The sequence below is a fragment of the Vibrio sp. 10N.247.311.14 genome, from assembly GCF_041467715.1.
GTDB classification, from domain to species: Bacteria; Pseudomonadota; Gammaproteobacteria; order Enterobacterales; family Vibrionaceae; genus Vibrio; species Vibrio crassostreae_C.
On the sequence record NZ_JBFSVE010000008.1, the window covers coordinates 13,520 to 32,503 of the forward strand.

An 18,984-nucleotide genomic window follows, 5' to 3' on the forward strand; every position below is an offset into this window, starting at 1 on the left:
TAAAGCTGTGTAAAATTTATTGAGCTAGACCATTAAAACTTAAAGATACTGATATAATTCTTCGGCGACGAATTCAGCAATCCAAGGTTGAGCTTCTGGTTTTGGATGCAGTCCATCGTTCATCATCCACTCAGGTTTGAGGATGATATGCTCTAGGAAAAACGGCAAAAGTGGCACGTTTTGTTGATCAGCAAGCGCTGCAAAAACGTATTCAAACTGCTGGTTGTAACGCTTTCCGTAATTTGGTGGGATTTTAATCTGCATCATTATAGGTTTGGCGCCCGCAGCTTTTATCTGCTCAATGATCTGCTCAAGATTTGCAGACATCAGCTTAGGTGGGAAACCACGAAGTCCATCATTCGCACCAAGTTCGATAAGAACGGTGTCTGGAGCATGTTCTTCAAGCAATTGTGGTAGGCGGGCTAAACCATTGCCCGTTGTATCACCAGAAATACTCCCGTTAACCACGGTAACCGCTTTATCATGTTTTGCTAGCGCGTCTGGCAACAAACTTGGCCAACTCTGTTTGATATCCATGTTGTAACCAGCACTCAAACTATCGCCAAGTACCAATAACTTTGAATCTTGAGCTGACGCAGAGCCTTGAGCTAAAGAAGCGGTTGAAAATAAAATAAAAAATAAAAAGGAAATTAGTCGAGTCATGCATACATCCATCATTAAAGCAGAAGCTGTTTCCAAGACAGTGTCTACTAATCAAGAACATTTAACAATCCTAGAGCACGTTGATATCGATATTCGTGAAGGCGAAACGGTCGCGATCGTAGGCACGTCTGGTGCGGGTAAATCGACCCTAATGACGCTGTTAGCTGGTCTTGATGTACCAACGAAAGGCGAAATCAGTTTATTAGGACAGCCACTTTCACAGCTTGATGATGAGGCAAGGGCTAAGATTCGCAGTGAATCGGTTGGGTTTGTATTTCAAAGCTTCTTGTTAATTCCAAGTCTTTCTGCGCTGCAAAATGTCACGTTACCTTGTTTGTTAAAGGGAGAAGACGAAGACATCGAACGCGCGACTGCTCTGCTTGAATCAGTAGGCTTGAAAGACAGGCTTGATCATTTGCCGTCGCAGCTATCGGGTGGTGAACAACAAAGGGTCGCGTTGGCGCGCGCATTTATGATTAAGCCAAAAATTCTTTTTGCCGATGAACCCACAGGCAACCTAGACCAACAAACTGCTGCCAAAATTGTCGAGTTGTTGTTTGAATTGAACTCATCCCACGGCACAACGTTAGTGTTGGTGACACACGATCCTAAGCTTGCACAACGTTGCCAAAGAACACTCAAGATGCATGTCGGTCAGATAGAGGAAGTCTAAATTGAATTCATCAAACGGACTGAATAAACGCCTGTTTTCATGGAGTATCGAAGAGATTCGACACGGTCAGCTTTGGCCAGTTTCAATCGCTTTAACGCTTATTATTGCTTGTGTATTTGCATTGTCGGCGTTGGCCGAACGTATGGAGCAGGTAATTGTTAAGCAGGGCAAAGATGCGCTTACTGCCGATATCGTGTTTATCTCAGCAAACCCAGTTCCGCAATCCTTGTTAGACCTCACTCAAGTTGAACAATTAGAAAGATCTCAGTTGACTCGTTTTTCAACCATGGCATTCAGTGATAACTCAATGCAGTTAGTGACGGTAAAAGCAGTTGAAAGTAATTACCCATTACGCGGTGAAATGATCTTAGAGGGTGCAGATAAAGCATCAAGTAACCATGTTGAGCCAGGTGAACTTTGGTTAGACGAGCGTATATTTGCACAGCTTGAGGTTGAAATTGGTGACAATGTCACTATTGGCGATGCCGATTTAACGATAACAGGGCGCATCACCCAAGAGCCAGGTTTGAGCTTTAACCCATTCCAACAAATGCCTGCTGTGCTAATTCATACCAGCGATATCGAGGCCACTGGAGCGATTCAACCGGGCAGTCGTGTAAGCTTTAGGCTGTTTCTAAACGGTGATGATACAAAACTGAAAGCCGCGCAAGACAGCGTAGAATTGACACCGAGCGATCGCTGGCGCACGCAAGATTCTGCGAGCCGTACTAACGACATGTTCGAAAGCACGACTCAATATCTTTCGTTAACTGTGGCTATCGTTGTGATAATGGCTGCGACCACTTTGGTACTTACGTGCCAGCATTATGTTGCGAGTCGCCGTAAAACCATTGCGATGCTTAAAAGTTTGGGTGCGAGTAAGCAATGGATCATTAAATGGTTGTTTGTACAGGTGTCTCTGTTAGTGGTCATCGGCGCTGTACTTGGAATTACAATAGGGGTCGGCTTAGAGTTTCTACTTCGTATACCTTTAGGTGATTTGTTGCCAACACCACTTCCTAGCTATGGTATTGAACCTGTCATTTTGGCGATTTTATCAAGCATCCTCATTGGTGTGCCTGCTCTTGGTATTCCGTTAATTGGCTTGGTAAACACCTCGGCAATCAGCGTGATTCAATCAAGTCATCAGTCCAATGAAAGCTACAAGAAATACCTGTTGTTGCTGGTGCCTATTATTCCAATGATGCTGATGTACGGCGATAACCTGTTGGTATGGATAGTTCTAGCGGGTATCGCTTGCCTGTTCTTAGTGCTTGCGATTGTGAGCACGCTTGTTCTGCGTTTGGTCGGTAAGCTGCCGACGTCGACATCTATGCGTTTGGCATTGAGCCGAATTAATCGCACACCATTAGCAACAGGGATTCAATTTGGTTCTCTAGCGCTGTCTTTGATGCTGCTATCGATCATATGGCTAGTGAGAAGTGACTTATTGTCGGATTGGCAGCAAACCTTGCCCGAGAACGCACCTAATGCGTTTGCGCTGAATATTGCGAGCTATGAGAAAGACAGTTATCTCGAGACGATTGATGCAAACGAAGTAGAGCGTACTCAAGCGTTTCCAATTATACGAGGAAGGCTCACAACCATTAACGGCATTGAGGCGGCGAAATACAGCGAGACCTCTGAAGAAACAGATGCACTAAGTCGCGAGATCAACTTCACTTGGGGAGATAGCTTACCTAAGTACAATGAAGTATTAGAAGGTAACTGGACACAAGAGCATGGCGTATCTGTAGAATCGGATGTCGCGGAGCAACTGGATCTAAAGATTGGCGATGAGCTGTCATTCACAATCAACAGCCAGAATGTTTCTGCCAAGGTGAATAGCATCCGCAAAGTCGAGTGGCGAGAAATGAAGCCGAACTTCTACTTCATTTTTACTCCAGATGTCTTGAGTTCAATCCCTTCTACTTGGCTAGTGAGCTTCAGATTAGAAGAACAACACAATCAGATGCTCAACGAACTCTCTCGAAATCATCCAACCGTGAGTTTGATGGATATTCGTAAGATGGGTAGCAAGATCCAAGAGTTGCTTAAGCAGATTGTTTGGTCGATTACCGTACTTGCGGCGTTAGGTGTGGTGGCGGGGCTGTTGCTTATCTTCACTCTATTGCGATTGAGCTTATCTCAAAGACAACAAGAGATACGCTTGTATCGAACATTAGGCGCGAGTAAGAAGCGAATTCTCAATACTATTTGGTGTGAGTACGGTTTAATGGCGTTAGTCGCAGGCTCAATTGCAGCCCTTGGTTCTGAGCTCAGCGTGGCAGGAGTGATGAACTTTGGTTTTGAGTTACAACCTTCACTTCACCCGATGTTGTGGATAGCGCTACCGGTGCTAACGTTCATCACATTAGCCGCGGTAGTGAATAGCTTAATCAAACGTTTGTTGGCACCAGTAAACAAGGATTTTGGCTAGTCGTTAGCGAGATCTAGCCAAGCGCTTAAAACGGTCTAAAAGTGAGATTATTTATACTTAGTCATGCACTATTTATAATACGTCGCTTTAGACCGTTTTTTATTTAACCAACCGGTAGCATAAGAAAAAATATCGCACCTTAGATTCCACTGTTTTTAGCATTTTTTAAAACTAATTACCCAATAATGCCGATTTAATGAACAGCGGTTAGTCCCTGTAAACAAAGGGTTTGCGCAACTTAGCAAGAACGTTATCAACAGTTATCCACAAAAACGGTGGATAACTTTAGGGATAAGTTAACCGCTATGTTTTAAGAGTACTGAGGCAGCCTTTATGTGGCGTCACTTAGGACAAATTTGACTGTTAGAATAACCTTTAAAACCCTATCTGGAGTTATTGAGTCAAGAGATTATTTATGTTTTTTACATAGATATTAAATCCCGCCTATCTAAGACCTTGATAAAAATGTGTTTTAATTCATCGCAGAACAAAAGTAGAATAGAGGCAGTTAATCTTATTCTACAGAACACGATGAACCACAACAAAACGGATACAAATCAACCTTCTATTGCCATTGTTGGTGGTGGTATTGCCGGAACAACGAGCGCGATTCACTTTAGTGAGTTGGGTTTTAAGGTCACTATCTTAGAAAAAGGGCCGAGTTTGGTTAATGGTCCACCAATTTGCCACCTGCACGCTGGCGGCAATTTGTATCGAGATATTTCTGTAGAGCAGTGTCTTCAATTGCTCACACAGTCAATTGATACCGTCCGCTTATTCCCTCATACGATCAATATTCGTCCGACAATCATCGCCGTTCCGCACAGTGATGGTGGAGAGCCGTTGGATCTGCTTCCTCGTCTCAAGATAATCAAAAGCGCTTATGCCGATCTTGTTAAACAAGATAAAAGCAACCAAGTGCTCGGTGATCCGGAAGAGTATTATAAGCTGTACAGCAAAGAAGATTTATTAGCACTTTCTGCGAAAACACAGCCTCTGAAACCAACATCGCTTGATGATTGGTGTATTCCTTTCGCCAAGCATACGGATTTAGAGACCCTAAAGTATCCTGTTGCGATGGTCCAAGAGTATGGCTGGAGCGTATTCCGACTTTCTGCGACCGCTCAACTCTCTTTGGGGCAACAAGCTAACTGTACTGTGTTAACCAACAGCCGATTACAATCTGTTGAGTCGACAGGTCAAGGTTGGTCTTTGACTTATACCGATGCCGAAAACCAAAGCTGCCAACTAACGACCGATTACTTGATTAATGCGAGTGGGTTTGAAACGGGTATCGTAGATGACTTTGTTGGCTCTAAGCAGCAAAGACTTGTTGAGTTTAAAGCTGCATACGTTACAGAGTGGCCATATTCGCAAGAATGTAAGGAAGAGTGGCCAGAAGTTATCTTCCATGGCCCGAGAGGCACACCGCAAGGCATGGCGCAATTAACGCCGTATGCTGATGGTGTGTTCCAACTTCACGGCATGACAGAAGGGATTACTCTGTTTGAGGGTGGGCTTGTTTCATCGTCAACAGACTCGTCACAGCCACAGTTGCCTTCGAAGCTGCTTAAGAAAATCGTATCGGGTTGGAGTGAAGATCAGCTTGAATTAAGAACTCGCGCGGCAATAACGCATATGTCTCAGTTCATCCCAAGTTTCAGTTCTGCATTGGTCGGTGGTAAACCTTTGTTTGGTGCACAACAGATTCCGGGAACCGATCCAAGCTTAAGAGCTTCAGACGTTTCATTCTGTGGGGATCGCTATGCTCGACTTGAAGTAGTAAAAGCTTCTTCAACATTAGAAGCGGCACAAAAGGTCGCTGAGCAATGGTTTGATGTATCAGAGGCGGCATCTATTGAAGACACACACTCAGTGACAATGTCACTTAATCTAAATGATATTGAAAACAGAGCGATAGATTTGACACAAGAACGTGGATACCCAGAAGCGCTTGCCAAGGTGTCAGGTCAAGATCACGCTTAATAGCCTATAATTAGTCTATCATCATCGACTGCGTTTAATTTCTTCAATTCGGCTTACTGTAATAGGTAAGCCGAATCTTCATTTCAACATCTGCTTAGATACCGAACCTCATCTAAATGACATCTTCCTAGTTGATTATTCTCAGCTACATAGCATTTAGCACATAACACATCGCAAAAACTAATAGCCGAAAAACTGAGCCCATTGGCACCAAACATCTTGTAAGCCCAAGCGATCGCCCTTGCTGAACGATATCGCATGTCCAGGTTTTGCTTGCGCCAAGCGTGGTAAATCGATTCTGGCGACACATCCTATCTTCGGATAACCACCTATGGTCTGTCTATCATTAAGCAGCACGATAGGCTGTCCATCTTGTGGAATTTGAATCGCACCTAAGGCAATGCCTTCTGACAATAGCGAAATGTCAGGCGAGTCGACGGGTTCGCCACTGAGTCGATAACCCATCCGATTTGAGTTTTGGTCAACGTGATACTGCGCGTTATACAAAGTCTCTTTTGCTGACTCGGAGAATAGCTCGCTTTGATAGCCTTCAATCACTCGTAGGTTCACGGGTAGATTGTAATCAGGCGTGTATCGGAAGGTAACACTTGCCGCTTTAAATGAATGTGATAGTTGGTGCTGGGTAAAAGCTATTTGTTGCCCTTGTTGGCATGGCTCTCCATCTTGCGTTAATCCACCAATCTTTTCACGAGTGACTGTAGAGCAGCTATCAAGAGCTGATGGAACATCGAAACCGCCCTTAATGGCTAAATACGCCCTTAGACCATTTTTAGGCAAACCAAATGAGAGAACTTGCCCCTTAAAAGCTTGAAAAGTGCTCCAGTTAGCCTGTGGTTTACCATCGAGTTTCGCTTGTAAATCACCCCCGCATAGTGCCATCTCGCAATCAAAATCGATTCTCAACGCACATTGCCCAAGCGTGATTTCCAACGCCGCTTGGTTGACTGGGTTGCCCAATAGATGGTTAGCCCAGCTATAAGAGTAGTCATCAACCGGTCCACCTTGCGTTAATCCAAGATGAGCAACACCAAATCGCCCAAAGTCTTGAATCAAACTCAACGGGCCGGGCTTAATCACTGTCAGTGTTGGTTTAGTTTTTGTCTTAGCCATTTACGATGCCTCCACCCAACTCTACAAATTCTTTTTTTGAAATCGCTATGAAACGGACGGTATCACCAACATTAAGCAGAGACAGTGGTCTTTGCGTGATATCGGCGTTCTTCAACTGGCTATGATCGAACAACGGAAGTGGGCAATTGCCAATAATATTCCAACCGCCCGGTGAATCCGAAGGGTACACAGCTGTTTTCGTATCCGCGATGGCGATACTGCCTTTGGGCACAATTAAGCGGGGTGTGGAGTGACGGGGCAAGGCAAGCTCATTAACCACATCCGACATAAAGGCAAAGCCAGGCGTAAACCCAATCGCACTGACGCTGTATGTCTGTGAGGTGTGATGTTGAATTATCTGGTCGAGCGACAGGCCTTTGTTTTGATATCGGTCTAAATCGAGCGCCGTTTCTGGTGAGTAATAGGCAGGAAGCTCAATCGTATCGCGAGTTTTACTAACACTAGAAAAGGACGACAGAGCATGACTCAACAAATTATTGAGCTGTTCAATGAGCTGCTGTTCTGATATTCGATAAGGGAGGTAATCGACCAATATTGTTTGGTAAGCCGGTGTCACATTCATCAACACCGATGCTAAGTTTTGGCGAATGGCATCGGAAAAGTGAGCTATGTATTGCGCATATTCGGCGCTAGATTGATTATTTGAAGGCGATAGCGTCAAGGTCACCAAAACGCTGCATTCCGCGACTGGCGCTATATTGAATTCAATCTGATTCGTCGTCATTTCGTTTCCATACGTTTGTTATCTTGCCTTTTTTAGCTTACTTGGCGTGTCTCACTTCCGTGTCCAAGCCAATACAAATCAATTAGATCTCACGAGCGATTAGACCATGCGTCATACCAATCACACGCTTCATACTAATTAAAAGCGTTGAGGTCTTGTCTGATTTTTCTAATTAATGCGATGGATTGAGGGTTATCACCATGAACACAGATAGTATCGGCTTCAATAGGCAGTCTTTCGCCCTCTAAAGTCGTAACCGAGCCATAGTTAATGATTTGCATAACTTGGTTATAGATATCGTCTTGATTGACGTAAACCGAGCCTTTTTGAGTACGTGGCGCTAATTGTCCGTTATTTAAATAAGCACGGTCGGCAAACGCTTCAAACAAGAGAGGCAAGTCATGGTCGTCAGCAATATCCAAATACTGTTGATTGTCTGATGAAGAGAGAATCATCAACGGGATGTTAAACTCAGCGACGGCTTGGGCTACCGCATTGAACACATCAATGTTTGCCATCATATCGTTATAAAGAGCGCCATGAGGTTTCACATAGCCAACAGTGGTATGGTGATAGCGGCAAAGGGCTTGTAATGCACCGACTTGATAGCAAACCAGCTCACTGATTTCGTCCATGGTGTGTGGAATAGAACGGCGACCAAAACCAACGAGATCTTGATAACCGGGATGAGCACCAATTTGGGTGTGATAGTGCTGCGCCAGTTTTATCGTCTTGGACATAACGTGCGGATCAGACGCGTGGAAGCCACAAGCGATGTTTGCCATATCGACCCATTCCATGACCGACTCGTCATCGCCCATCTTCCAATTGCCGAAACTTTCTCCCATGTCGCAATTAAGCAAAATCTTCGTTGTCACGTGGTGCTAATCCTTTACGTTGAGGTAAGTAATGACGGTCTTATAAATACCATAAATAAACAGTGACCTAACTCAAACTTTCGACACCGTAGATTTACCAGTATGGCATTTCATATATAGTTGAACTATTGATTAAAGGATTAATATCTATCTGTATATTAGGTGAGCACATGATATCCCGCCAGGTTTGCTTAGGACTAGCATTAACGATACCTGTTTTTGTCTCTGCTCAAGAAAACTCTCTAGACCAGCTGATGTCGATGAGCCTTGAAGAGTTGTCTATGTTAGATGTCGAAATGGAAACGGCTTCGAAAGTGACACAAAAACTTACCGAGATTTGTGTCAACCAAGAGTCCGTATATGTGAGGATCTCTCATGAATTCTAAGTGGCTCAAGTACCGTATTAAGCTCGGTTTTACGAAACTCAGCCTTGCCACTATAGCTATGTTTATTGTGCCTTTGAATACATCGGCGGCTAGTTTCAAGCCTTATGAAGTGAAAGCGGTGTACCTTTTTAGAATTGCCAACTTTATTCGTTGGAACGACGAGAGCACCATGAATACGGTTAACTTCTGTGTGATTGGCGATGAGAAGGTAAGCAAAGCACTGACGTCGATTACACAAGGGAAATCTATTCGTTCGCTCGCTATCCGAGTTCAACAGTCGATTACTTCTAAGTGTGATATTACGTATTTGTCTGACCGTAAAAATGACCAATTTCTTAGTCAAGAGCACTCGCCACATACTGTGACAATCAGTGATATCCCTAACTTTACGGACTTAGGTGGAATCATTGAACTCACGCACATCGATAATAAGCTCAAACCTAAGATCAATCTAGAGAACGCAAGGCGCGGTGACTACGTCATTGGCTCGAACCTGTTACGAATCGCTATAGTGGAGGGCCAATAATGTTGTCTTTCATTAATAACATATCGATTAAAAACAAGCTGATATTACCCATTATCATCTTCATCGCAGTCACTTTTGTCACGATCCAATCGGTAAATTACACTGTCACGTTTGAGAGAGAGAAAGAGAGTCTTATTCAGCGTGTTAAAGTGCTAGCACAAGGTGTTGCTTATAACTTGCAAGCCGCGATTTTATTTGAAGACAAGTCATCGGCTCAGGAAATATTGTCAGCTTTCGTCGCAGATAAAGATATTGTTAGAGTGAAGCTCTATGACATCAACGAACAGCTTTTTGCCAGCTATCAGGTGAGCAACACTCTGGTTCCAAGGCCAAACGCAGAAGAATTAGACGATATCGCCGATCATCAATTTGCCATCTCTGAGCATTTCATCTTCTTGCTCGTTCCAGTGACACTGGATGGCGCAGTGATCGCGAACTTGAGAGTAACAATATCGAAAGAGACGTTTAATTCGATCTTAACGAATATTTTCAAGGTTGCGGTCGTCTACCTGTTGTTTCTGGTGATGTTAGGCGGAGTAGTGGTCAAATTGGTGCAACGCTTGATTATTGAACCGATGTTTGACCTCAATGAGGCGATGCAAGCCTTTGTTGAGCGTCGTTCGAAGCAGCCTAAATTAGTCGTAACGAACCGCGATGAAATCGGCGATCTGGTTCGAGCTTTCAATACCATGTTAGAAAGGCTTCAAAATCGCGATAACCAAATCAATTTTACGTTAGACAAGTTACAAGAAGAAAAATCATTCGCAAATGAGGTCATTGAAACCGTTCAGCACTCTTTGTTGGTGGTGGATGAAAAAGGGCTCATTCTTCATGCGAACGCAGCTACTCGGGATATTTTTAAATGCTCGGAAGCCTTTCTTGAGAATTTGTTGATCCAAGAGTTGATCGCGACCAAGCAAACGGGTTACTTACAAGATGTTATTGATGCCAATATTGAACTTAATGACGAATTGCTGGAAACCACCGATCTCTTTCAATCAAAACGCTGGCTTCGTGTGAGCAGTCGTTCTTTGACAAAACATGGTCGTATTCTTTATGCAATCCAAGATGTCACCGACATAGAAACGGCCATGAGTCGCCAACGTATTGCTGCGGGTGTTTTCGAAAACAGTAAAGACGGCTTGATCGTGCTCAACTCATCCAATGTGATAACCATGGTTAACCCGGCGATCACACAACTTCTCGGTTATCACTCTGATCTGCTGGTGGGCAAAACACCATTTGAAGTATTTTCGTGGCAGCAATTTTCATCATTGATGCCGACAATTCGCAGTTCGTTAGACAACTATGGTCAATGGCAAGGCGAAGTGTGGGAGAAAAGCGCGTCCGGCACGTTAGTTCCAATGTTTGTCAAAGTGAATCGAATTGCCTCAGACAACGAGAAAGACGAGTTTGATATGGTATTAACGCTGTCTGATTTATCCAACGTTAAAGAGATGGAAAGACTCGAACACTTGGCTCATCACGATGCATTAACCGGGTTAGCGAATAGAGCGCAGCTGTATAAGGTTATGGATGATGTTGTCACGTCGAGCCACTATTCAAATCAGCATTTTGCGGTTATTTACTTGGATTTGGATGGCTTCAAAGAAGTGAATGACAACTATGGTCACGATGCGGGTGACGAAATCCTTAAAGAAGTGTCAAACCGGTTATTATCTCAGGTAAGAGCGGGGGATTTGGTTGCACGTTTGTCGGGTGATGAATTTGTTCTTATTATTAAACAGACAAACAAAGTCTTATTAGCGAAGTTAGCCGAGCGATTGTTGGATCTGATCGGGCAAGAAGTGAATTATAAACAGCGTTCACTTCATGTTGGGGCGAGCTTAGGTATCAATTTAGTTGATGGCTCAGAGCGTGATATTGACGTGATTCTAAAGGTTGCTGATGAGGCTATGTACCAAGCGAAACGCAAAGGAAAAGGTCAGTTTGTGTTCGCTCGTGAGGGTAAATAGGCACCGGTGTTTGTGAGCTCACCCTAAGTTGTTGTATCATAAGTGATAGGTTGAATATTTTTAATTAAAAGGTCTGCTAAGCATGAATGTTTTAGTTACAGGTGGCATGGGTTACATTGGTAGCCATACAAGTATCCAGATGATCAACGCAGGTATGACACCTGTACTTTTTGATAGCTTGTACAACAGTAAACCAAGCGTTCTAGAGCGCATCGAAAAAGTCTCGGGCGTTCGTCCCAACTTCATTGAAGGTGACGTTCGTGATAAAGCGCTTTTGACTGAAACTATGAAGCAACACAACATCGAAGCGGTTATCCATTTTGCTGGTCTGAAAGCCGTCGGAGAGTCTGTGGAAAAGCCTCTTGAATACTACGACAACAACGTAAACGGCACTTTAGTTCTTGTTGATGCAATGCGTGATGCGGGTGTAAAAACCTTGGTATTTAGCTCTTCAGCAACGGTATACGGTGATCCTGCAAGTGTGCCAATTACTGAAGACTTCCCAACAAGCGCTACCAACCCATATGGTCGTAGTAAACTAATGGTTGAAGAGTGTTTAACCGATTTCCAAAAAGCCAATCCTGATTGGAGCATTACACTGCTGCGTTACTTTAACCCTGTAGGTTCACATCCAAGTGGTGAGCTAGGTGAAGACCCGCAAGGTATCCCAAATAACCTAATGCCATTTGTCTCTCAAGTAGCAGTGGGCCGCCGTGAATTCCTATCTGTATTTGGTAGCGATTATCCAACAAAAGACGGGACTGGCGTTCGCGATTACATCCACGTAATGGATCTGTCTGATGGCCACATCGCAGCGCTTGAGAAAGTAGGGTGCAAAGACGGTCTTCATATCTACAACCTTGGTACGGGTAACGGTTCAAGTGTGTTAGACATGGTTAAAGCATTCGAACAAGCAAGCGGTAAAGAGATCCCTTACAAGCTAGTTGAACGCCGTCCTGGTGACATCGCAGAGTGTTGGGCAGACCCTGCTAAAGCTCAAAAAGAGCTCGGCTGGAATGCGACTCGTACATTGACTGAAATGACGGAAGATACATGGCGCTGGCAGTCAACAAATCCTAATGGTTTCCCTGGCTGATCTAGTAGTTTCATGAATGATTAATATACAAAAAGATGCTTTCGGGCATCTTTTTTGATCTTAATCGAATAAAAAGTAAATTAGTGGTTAAAAAGTATCATTCTGTATCCGCTGTGTTATTATGCTCGCGAATTATATGTTTAATGTTAATTTTCTTTGGAGTTAATCATGGAACTAGGCCTAATCATCACTTTCATCGTTGCTGCTGCAGTAATGGTTAAAAAAGAGATGGCAGAGAAGTAATTTCACTTATTACCTTTTTTATACAATTTTTTAGTGAAATAAATTAAAAGCCAGCAATTAAGCTGGCTTTTTAGTTTCTGCTGTATCAGATTCTGTCGTTAAGTTTTCTAACGAGTTAGAATTCGTATTTAGCTGAAATACCGTAGTTTCTTTCCGCTTGAGTGTTCTCTTTGTAAAGTTCATCATCACCGCGAATATCATTCCAACGGTAGTACTCTTCGTTAGTTAAGTTGAACACACCACCACGAATCGTCAGATCCTTCATTGGTTTGTAGTAAGCTGTTAAATCAACAACTGTTGCGCTTGGAAGCTCAGCCTGGCCTGCGTTACCGCCACTTTCGTCATCGAAGTTGATGTCTGAACCAGATTTGTCAGCTGTGTAGTTTAACTTAACGCTAGTACCCCAATTTTGGTTTGGCGCATCATAGTTAAGACCTAACACCGCATTCCAAGGGTTAACACTATTTAGTGCATTTCCGTTTCCGTCCTCACCCTCTGTGTATGAAGCTACGAAGTGAGTTGAAATACCCTTAGGCGCACCAACCAAGACATCCCAAAGTAACGTGTTCGAGAATTCAATCCCCTTTATCGTTGCCGAATCCAAGTTAACGTTAGAATAGTGCGTTGTTCCACCAACCTTTTTCGTAACCACTGTCTCGATAAAGTCATCGTAGTCACTGTAGTAGGCCGCGATTTCAGATGATGAAGCTTGAGTGTTGTGACGATAGCCTAGCTCGTATGAAATACTGGTTTCTGATTTAAGATCTGGATTTGGATCATTTACGTACCCATGTCCAAGGTTATCATATGTATAGTAAAGTTCATCAAAAGAAGGGGCTCTAAAGCCTTGGCTAATTTGGCCAAAAATAGTGCCTGTATCTGTAAGTTTATATGTTGAACCTAAACGACCAGTTACCGCAGAATCTGAGAAATCACTCAACGTCTCAGTGGTGTTGTTACCAGGATCAGTTGAGAAATAGTCAAAGCGTACACCAGGGGTAACAATAAGTTTGTCATTCACTAAGCTAATTTCGTCTTGAATAAACAAGCCAAATTTTTGCTCCTTAGCATCTGGAGTATATACATAAAGTTGGTTATCAGTAGCAGGATCAGAGTTATACTCCATATTGGTGTTGCTGATGTCACTATGTGTATAAGTTGCACCATACACTAGGTAATGGTTGTTAATTTCTTTATCTAGCTGAGTCTCGATTTCAAGCTTATCTTCAGTGTACTCGTAGTCTTTTGTTTGTAAGTTGTCGTTGTTAGCTGGTACCCAAGGTGGCATACCTGGGCCTGCAGGTTTAAAGCGCTTAGTTACACCATTCTCTTCTTTAGAAATGTACGATACTTTACTCGTTACAGTATCGGCAATTGTGCCATCAGCGAACCAAATGTGCTTAATAGCGAATCGATTTTGCGTTGTGTCATCAGCACCTGTATAGCTATCGTAGCTTGAGTGGTAGATGTCAGAGTCTGAAGTATCTTTGATTAGCTCAGCTAAAAACTCGATACGATGACTTTCGTTTAACTGATATTGCAACTTAACCAAAAGATTATCTGCTGAAGTATCTTGACCTTCTACAGCGTAGTTCTCTAAGTCGTTAGGGTTACGGAAGTTTTGCAACTCTTCACCATCTCGACGAGTGTAGGCTACCAATGTTTCTAGGTCATCGAATCGATTAGCTAATGCAACGTGCTCACTGAAAGAGTTATCTTCTGAAGAGTAAGACAGTTTCGCTTGACCGCCAAAGTCTTCTCCATCTTTTAAGAAATCAGAAGGGTCTTTAGTTTCAAAGGCGACAACACCACCAATAGCGTCGCTTCCGTGTAAACTTGAAGCCGCACCTTTGATAATTTCGACACTTTTCAGCATATCGGGATCGATTGAAATACCGCTAGAGTTAATAAATGCGTAAGGGCCACCATCAAATGAACCTGGTTGCGATGAGCCATCCACTAAAATCTTTACGCGCTTACCTTCCATGCCACGAATGTTGATGGTTTGTGCACCTTGTCGAGAGCTCGAGTTCATCGTTACACCTGGAGTGTATTCGAAGATTTCGTTAACATTTTTTGCCATGTTCTCTTCGATTTGCTCATCGGAGATGACTGCAACAGAAGCCGCTGTATTGATAAGTGTTTGATTCGTGCGCGTCGAGGATACAACAACCTCATCAAATAGGGCATAATCTTCAGCAAAGGCTGACGTTGATGAAAGCGCTAAAACGATTGAAGCAGAGAGTAGGGATTGCTTATACATCTGATAGTTACCTTAGTTCCATAGTATTATCTTGATTTGCGAAGATGATATTGGATCTAAATGATAATTACTATTATTTGCATTTAATTAATTTTCAACTTTATCAACTAATTCATAATTAATGCTCTTAATTACTTGTATTAAAAAGACTTATTCAGTTCCATTCATTTTGTGAATGCTTCTGTTTTTGTGATGTAAATCTCAATTTATAGTAGGAAAGCTATGCATAGCCCAATAACACTTGAAGCATTACACATACTAGATGCTATCGATCGTCGTGGAAGTTTCGCCGCAGCAGCGAATGAAATGGACCGAGCGCCATCATCATTGAGTTACCAAATTCAGAAGTTGGAGCAAGATCTAGACATCATGATTTTTGATCGGTCTGGGCATCGTGCAAATTTCACGGAAGCGGGGCAGTTAATACTAGAACAAGGCAGGATAATTCTTGGTGCGACTGAACAACTCGTTAACGATGCGAGTATTCTTGCTAATGGTTGGGAGCTAGATCTAACTATCGCCTTTGATGGCATTATCCCGATTGCTAACTTTTTCCCACTGGTAGATGAACTAGGAAAAATCAGTAAAACACGCGTTCGTTTGCAAGAGGAAATCTTAGCGGGTTGTTGGGAATCTCTCACAGATGGTCGTGCTGACTTATTGATATGCCCTAAGCTCGAGACAATTCCAAACGATATGAAAAGTGACGTAATTGGTAAAATGGAGATGGTGTGGGTCGCGGCATCAAGCCACTATGTTCACAAGCGTTCTGGTGAATTCGATCAGAAGGCGAGAGAAAGTTACAGGGTTATTGCCATTGCAGACACCGCACGCGATCAGCCAGCACTAAGCATCAATATTCTAGAGAAACAGCCTCGTTTAACCGTGACAAGCTTTCCTGCGAAAGTAGAGGCTTTGACATCAGGACTAGGGATTGGCACCTTACCGAATAGTGTCGCTAAACCTTTGATTGAATCTGGCGTACTACAGCAGATCTCCGGTACAGAACCACAACCGATCGATATTGTTATGGCTTGGCGACGCAACAAAATGGGCGACGCCAAGTCTTGGTGTATCCAACATCTTAAAAAGACATGGGCGTTAAAGTAACGGTAACACCATATCTGCAGTACCATCTTCAAAACTGATATCTAGCTTAAAACCGAGCTTTTGAGCTAGTGTCAGCATCCCTCTATTGGTTGGCATCGTCATACCCGACATCTGCTTGGTCTGCTTCGCACGGCAGTAATCGATAACCTTGGTCATAAGAATGCGACCTAGACCAACACCTTTAAGGTCAGAACGAATCAATATTGCGAATTCGGCGTCTGTGTTCTCAGGGTTAATCAGCGCACGGGACACGCCGATGATCGCTGGAACGCCTTGTTCCTCGCGAACGACCACAAAGGCGATTTCTCTATCGAAATCAATCTGAGTGAAATTCGCCAACGCCTCATGATTGAATTCACCGACATCACTAAAGAAACGCTTATAGAGATCTTCCTTAGACACACGGTTAATGAAGTCAGCATGAAGCGGTTCATCTTCGGGAAGAATAGGGCGTAACAACACTTCGGTTCCATCTTTTAGCTGGATACGTTCTTCAAGCTCGACCGGATAAGGGCGAATCGCAAGACGTTCCTGTGGATCGCCTTCGTACGCTTTCAAGATGATATCGGCATCTAATATCGTGAACTTGTCACCATTGGCCAGTACTGGATGGATATCCAAATCATGTATTTCAGGGCAATCCACTACCATTTGCGATATACGTACCAATAACTCAGACAAACCTTCTATATCGATGGGGTTAGGGAGTTTTTGTAGACGAATCTTGCCGCTTTTTATCGCTCGAATAATCAAGTAACGCGCCAGTGTCATGTTGAGCGGTGGAAAAGCAGCTGCGGCATCAATCGACTCATCCCACTCCGAACCACCTTGTCCAAGTAATATGATTGGGCCGAAGGTTTCGTCTGTTGTAACCTTAATACGCAACTCTTGGCCGCCCGCGAGCTTAGCCATACCTTGAATTAACAAGCCGTGGATGTTTGCTGTAGGGAAGGATAATTGAGAACGATCGAGAATTGCCTGAGCCGCATTGGCAACTTCACTGCTGTTTCGCAAATTGAGCATCACGCCTTGTACGTCTGACTTATGTGCAATATCCGGCGAACGTAATTTTACTGCGACGGGATAACCGATCGTTTCAGCGATGTGTACCGCTTCACTTGGGTCAGAAGCGATCCAAGTTGGTAACACATCGAGGTTGAAGCTCTTGAAAAACTGACTGTTTTGGTGAGTATCAAGGCTAACTGTGTCTTTATCCAGTAGTTTTCTTTCTATCCAACCTTTCGCATCTGCTAGATCTTCAATGTGTACTTTTTCTGCAGTGGTCGGCGTTTCCATTAACTGACGTTGGTTACGTCTGTACTCGACTAAGTGCATGAATGCGACCACAGAGCTTTCAGGGGTCCGATAAGTTGGGAAACCCGCTTCGGTAAACAGCTTTCGTGCGGGCCTTGCTGTTAGCTCACCAGACCAATTCGTCAGGATGTTAAAGCGCTTGTGGCGAGGGTGCTTCTTAATCGCTTCAATAATTCGTTCTGCCGTTTTAGCGGAATGTGCGACCGCTGAAGGGCTGTGCATGATAAGAATCGCGTCTGCTTCATCGCCATCGAGTAAGATGTTTATAGTGTCGATATAACGTTGATCACCAGCGTCGCCGACAATATCGATAGGATTGCTATGAGACCAACTCGATGGCAAAACCTTGTTCAACTTATCAAGTGTCTCTTCTGAAAACTCTGCGAGCTTACCACCGCGGTCAAATAGGGTGTCCACAGCCATAATCGCAGGGCCGCCACCATTAGTAACAATAGCCAAGCGCTCGCCTCGCAATGGTACTGAATGAGTCAGTGTTTCTACCGCAGCAAACAGTTCATGTAAGTTCTTAACTCGTAGCATGCCGCTGCGTCGGATTGCGGAATCATAAATAATATCTAATGTGTCGGCACCGCCAGTGTGAGCCATTGCTGCGGCTCTGCCTTTCGCCGTTCGACCGCCTTTCAACACCAAAATTCGTCGGTTACGCGAAGCCGCACGCGCTGCAGAAATAAAGCGCCTCGCATCAGTAATGCTGTCTACATAAAGCAATATCGCTTCGGTGTGAGAGTCGGTACTGAGATAATCCAATAACTCCGAGAATTCGATATCGCTACCATTGCCTATAGAGATAAACGCCGAAAAACCGATCTCTTTGTCATTAGCCCAATCGAGAATAGTGGTACACACAGCTGCCGACTGAGAAACAAAGGCGATCTTACCGGGTAATGCTGTCACTGGAGAGAATGAGGCGTTCAAATTTAACCAAGGAACAATCACCCCCAAACTATTGGAACCCAACACTCGAATGTTGTGCTTTTTGGCAATCGCTAGGCATCGTTCATCATACGTCTCACCATTATCGCTTTCTTGCTGCATGTCTGAAGAAAGCACAATGACAGAGGCTATACCTTTCTCAGCCAGTTCTTCAAAAATAGCGACATTACGGGTCGCATTGGTACACAAGATTGCGAGGTCAGGAACAATCGGTAACGACAAAATGTTCTTGTAAGAAAGCACACCGGCCACTGAATCATATTTCGGCGTAACGGGCATCACCGCACCTTTAAAATCCCCGTGCAATAAATTGTTCATGACGATATATCCCGCGCGCGTTTCTCGTTGAGAAGCACCAACAACAGCGATTGAGCGGGGTTTAAGGAGGGGATCAAGATGATTCATAGACATATCCTAGCAATGCACGTAAGTTCATCGTAACTTACTTTTCACTCACGAGTTGATGGCAAATTCACCGAATTCAGATGAATAAGCAAACACTGCATAAAGTTTGTGAAATAGGTCACCCACTAATGGTGTATAATCTCAAAGTTAACTTGATTCTAAACCGACGTATCGGCATGATTTATAGTAATTATT

14 protein-coding genes are annotated in these 18,984 nt (G+C 43.6%); 8 read left to right on the forward strand and 6 right to left on the reverse strand.

Features of this window, described 5'->3' with window-relative positions:
• Positions 1–39: 39 nt before the first annotated feature.
• Complete coding sequence (locus AB6F11_RS04460) at positions 40–663, reverse strand: arylesterase (protein WP_017069908.1); 624 nt, start codon at positions 661–663, stop codon at positions 40–42.
• Between AB6F11_RS04460 and AB6F11_RS04465 the strand changes: the two genes are divergently transcribed.
• From AB6F11_RS04465 to AB6F11_RS04475, 3 genes are all read left to right on the forward strand, one after another.
• Positions 662–1,336: an ABC transporter ATP-binding protein gene (locus AB6F11_RS04465; protein ID WP_004730959.1), complete on the forward strand. Its 675-nt coding sequence runs from the start codon at positions 662–664 to the stop codon at positions 1,334–1,336. The genes AB6F11_RS04460 and AB6F11_RS04465 overlap by 2 nt on opposite strands.
• 1 nt (position 1,337) lies before the next feature.
• On the forward strand, positions 1,338–3,776 hold the full coding sequence (locus tag AB6F11_RS04470; protein WP_104216049.1) for an ABC transporter permease: 2,439 nt from the start codon (positions 1,338–1,340) through the stop codon (positions 3,774–3,776).
• A gap of 531 nt (positions 3,777–4,307) precedes the next feature.
• Positions 4,308–5,762: an FAD-dependent oxidoreductase gene (locus AB6F11_RS04475; protein ID WP_017060081.1), complete on the forward strand. Its 1,455-nt coding sequence runs from the start codon at positions 4,308–4,310 to the stop codon at positions 5,760–5,762.
• Between the two features lie 180 nt (positions 5,763–5,942).
• Here the strand turns inward: AB6F11_RS04475 and AB6F11_RS04480 are convergent, their stop codons facing one another.
• From AB6F11_RS04480 to AB6F11_RS04490, 3 genes are all read right to left on the reverse strand, one after another.
• On the reverse strand, positions 5,943–6,893 hold the full coding sequence (locus tag AB6F11_RS04480; RefSeq protein ID WP_104216048.1) for a biotin-dependent carboxyltransferase family protein: 951 nt from the start codon (positions 6,891–6,893) through the stop codon (positions 5,943–5,945).
• Entirely contained in the window at positions 6,886–7,638 is a 753-nt protein-coding gene (locus AB6F11_RS04485; protein ID WP_017060083.1) for an allophanate hydrolase subunit 1, read from the reverse strand. The genes AB6F11_RS04480 and AB6F11_RS04485 overlap by 8 nt, the downstream gene beginning before the upstream one ends.
• Before the next feature lie 134 nt (positions 7,639–7,772).
• Entirely contained in the window at positions 7,773–8,516 is a 744-nt protein-coding gene (locus tag AB6F11_RS04490) for a 5-oxoprolinase subunit PxpA (RefSeq protein ID WP_017060084.1), read from the reverse strand.
• A gap of 170 nt (positions 8,517–8,686) precedes the next feature.
• On the opposite strand from AB6F11_RS04490, the gene AB6F11_RS04495 reads away from it, so the two are divergent.
• The 4 genes from AB6F11_RS04495 (at position 8,687) to galE (ending at position 12,500) form a co-directional block, all read left to right on the forward strand.
• Positions 8,687–8,902: a hypothetical protein gene (locus tag AB6F11_RS04495; protein WP_102394477.1), complete on the forward strand. Its 216-nt coding sequence runs from the start codon at positions 8,687–8,689 to the stop codon at positions 8,900–8,902.
• Entirely contained in the window at positions 8,892–9,428 is a 537-nt protein-coding gene (locus tag AB6F11_RS04500) for a YfiR family protein (protein WP_104216047.1), read from the forward strand. The genes AB6F11_RS04495 and AB6F11_RS04500 overlap by 11 nt, the downstream gene beginning before the upstream one ends.
• The gene (locus AB6F11_RS04505; protein WP_104216046.1) at positions 9,428–11,404 is read left to right on the forward strand and encodes a diguanylate cyclase domain-containing protein; all 1,977 of its coding nucleotides are present in this window, start codon (positions 9,428–9,430) and stop codon (positions 11,402–11,404) included. Before AB6F11_RS04500 ends, AB6F11_RS04505 begins: the two co-directional genes overlap by 1 nt.
• Before the next feature lie 82 nt (positions 11,405–11,486).
• Positions 11,487–12,500, forward strand: a complete 1,014-nt coding sequence (gene galE, locus AB6F11_RS04510; RefSeq protein ID WP_104216045.1) for a UDP-glucose 4-epimerase GalE — start codon at positions 11,487–11,489, stop codon at positions 12,498–12,500.
• A gap of 358 nt (positions 12,501–12,858) precedes the next feature.
• On the opposite strand, the gene AB6F11_RS04515 is transcribed toward galE, so the two are convergent.
• Positions 12,859–15,006: a TonB-dependent hemoglobin/transferrin/lactoferrin family receptor gene (locus AB6F11_RS04515; RefSeq protein WP_104216044.1), complete on the reverse strand. Its 2,148-nt coding sequence runs from the start codon at positions 15,004–15,006 to the stop codon at positions 12,859–12,861.
• Positions 15,007–15,228: 222 nt separating this feature from the next.
• On the opposite strand from AB6F11_RS04515, the gene AB6F11_RS04520 reads away from it, so the two are divergent.
• Positions 15,229–16,116: a LysR family transcriptional regulator gene (locus AB6F11_RS04520; protein WP_102427927.1), complete on the forward strand. Its 888-nt coding sequence runs from the start codon at positions 15,229–15,231 to the stop codon at positions 16,114–16,116.
• Here AB6F11_RS04520 and AB6F11_RS04525 read toward each other — a convergent pair.
• Positions 16,108–18,789, reverse strand: a complete 2,682-nt coding sequence (locus tag AB6F11_RS04525) for a bifunctional acetate--CoA ligase family protein/GNAT family N-acetyltransferase (RefSeq protein ID WP_017069918.1) — start codon at positions 18,787–18,789, stop codon at positions 16,108–16,110. The two genes, AB6F11_RS04520 and AB6F11_RS04525, sit on opposite strands and share 9 nt — an antisense overlap.
• Between the last annotated feature and the right edge of the window lie 195 nt (positions 18,790–18,984).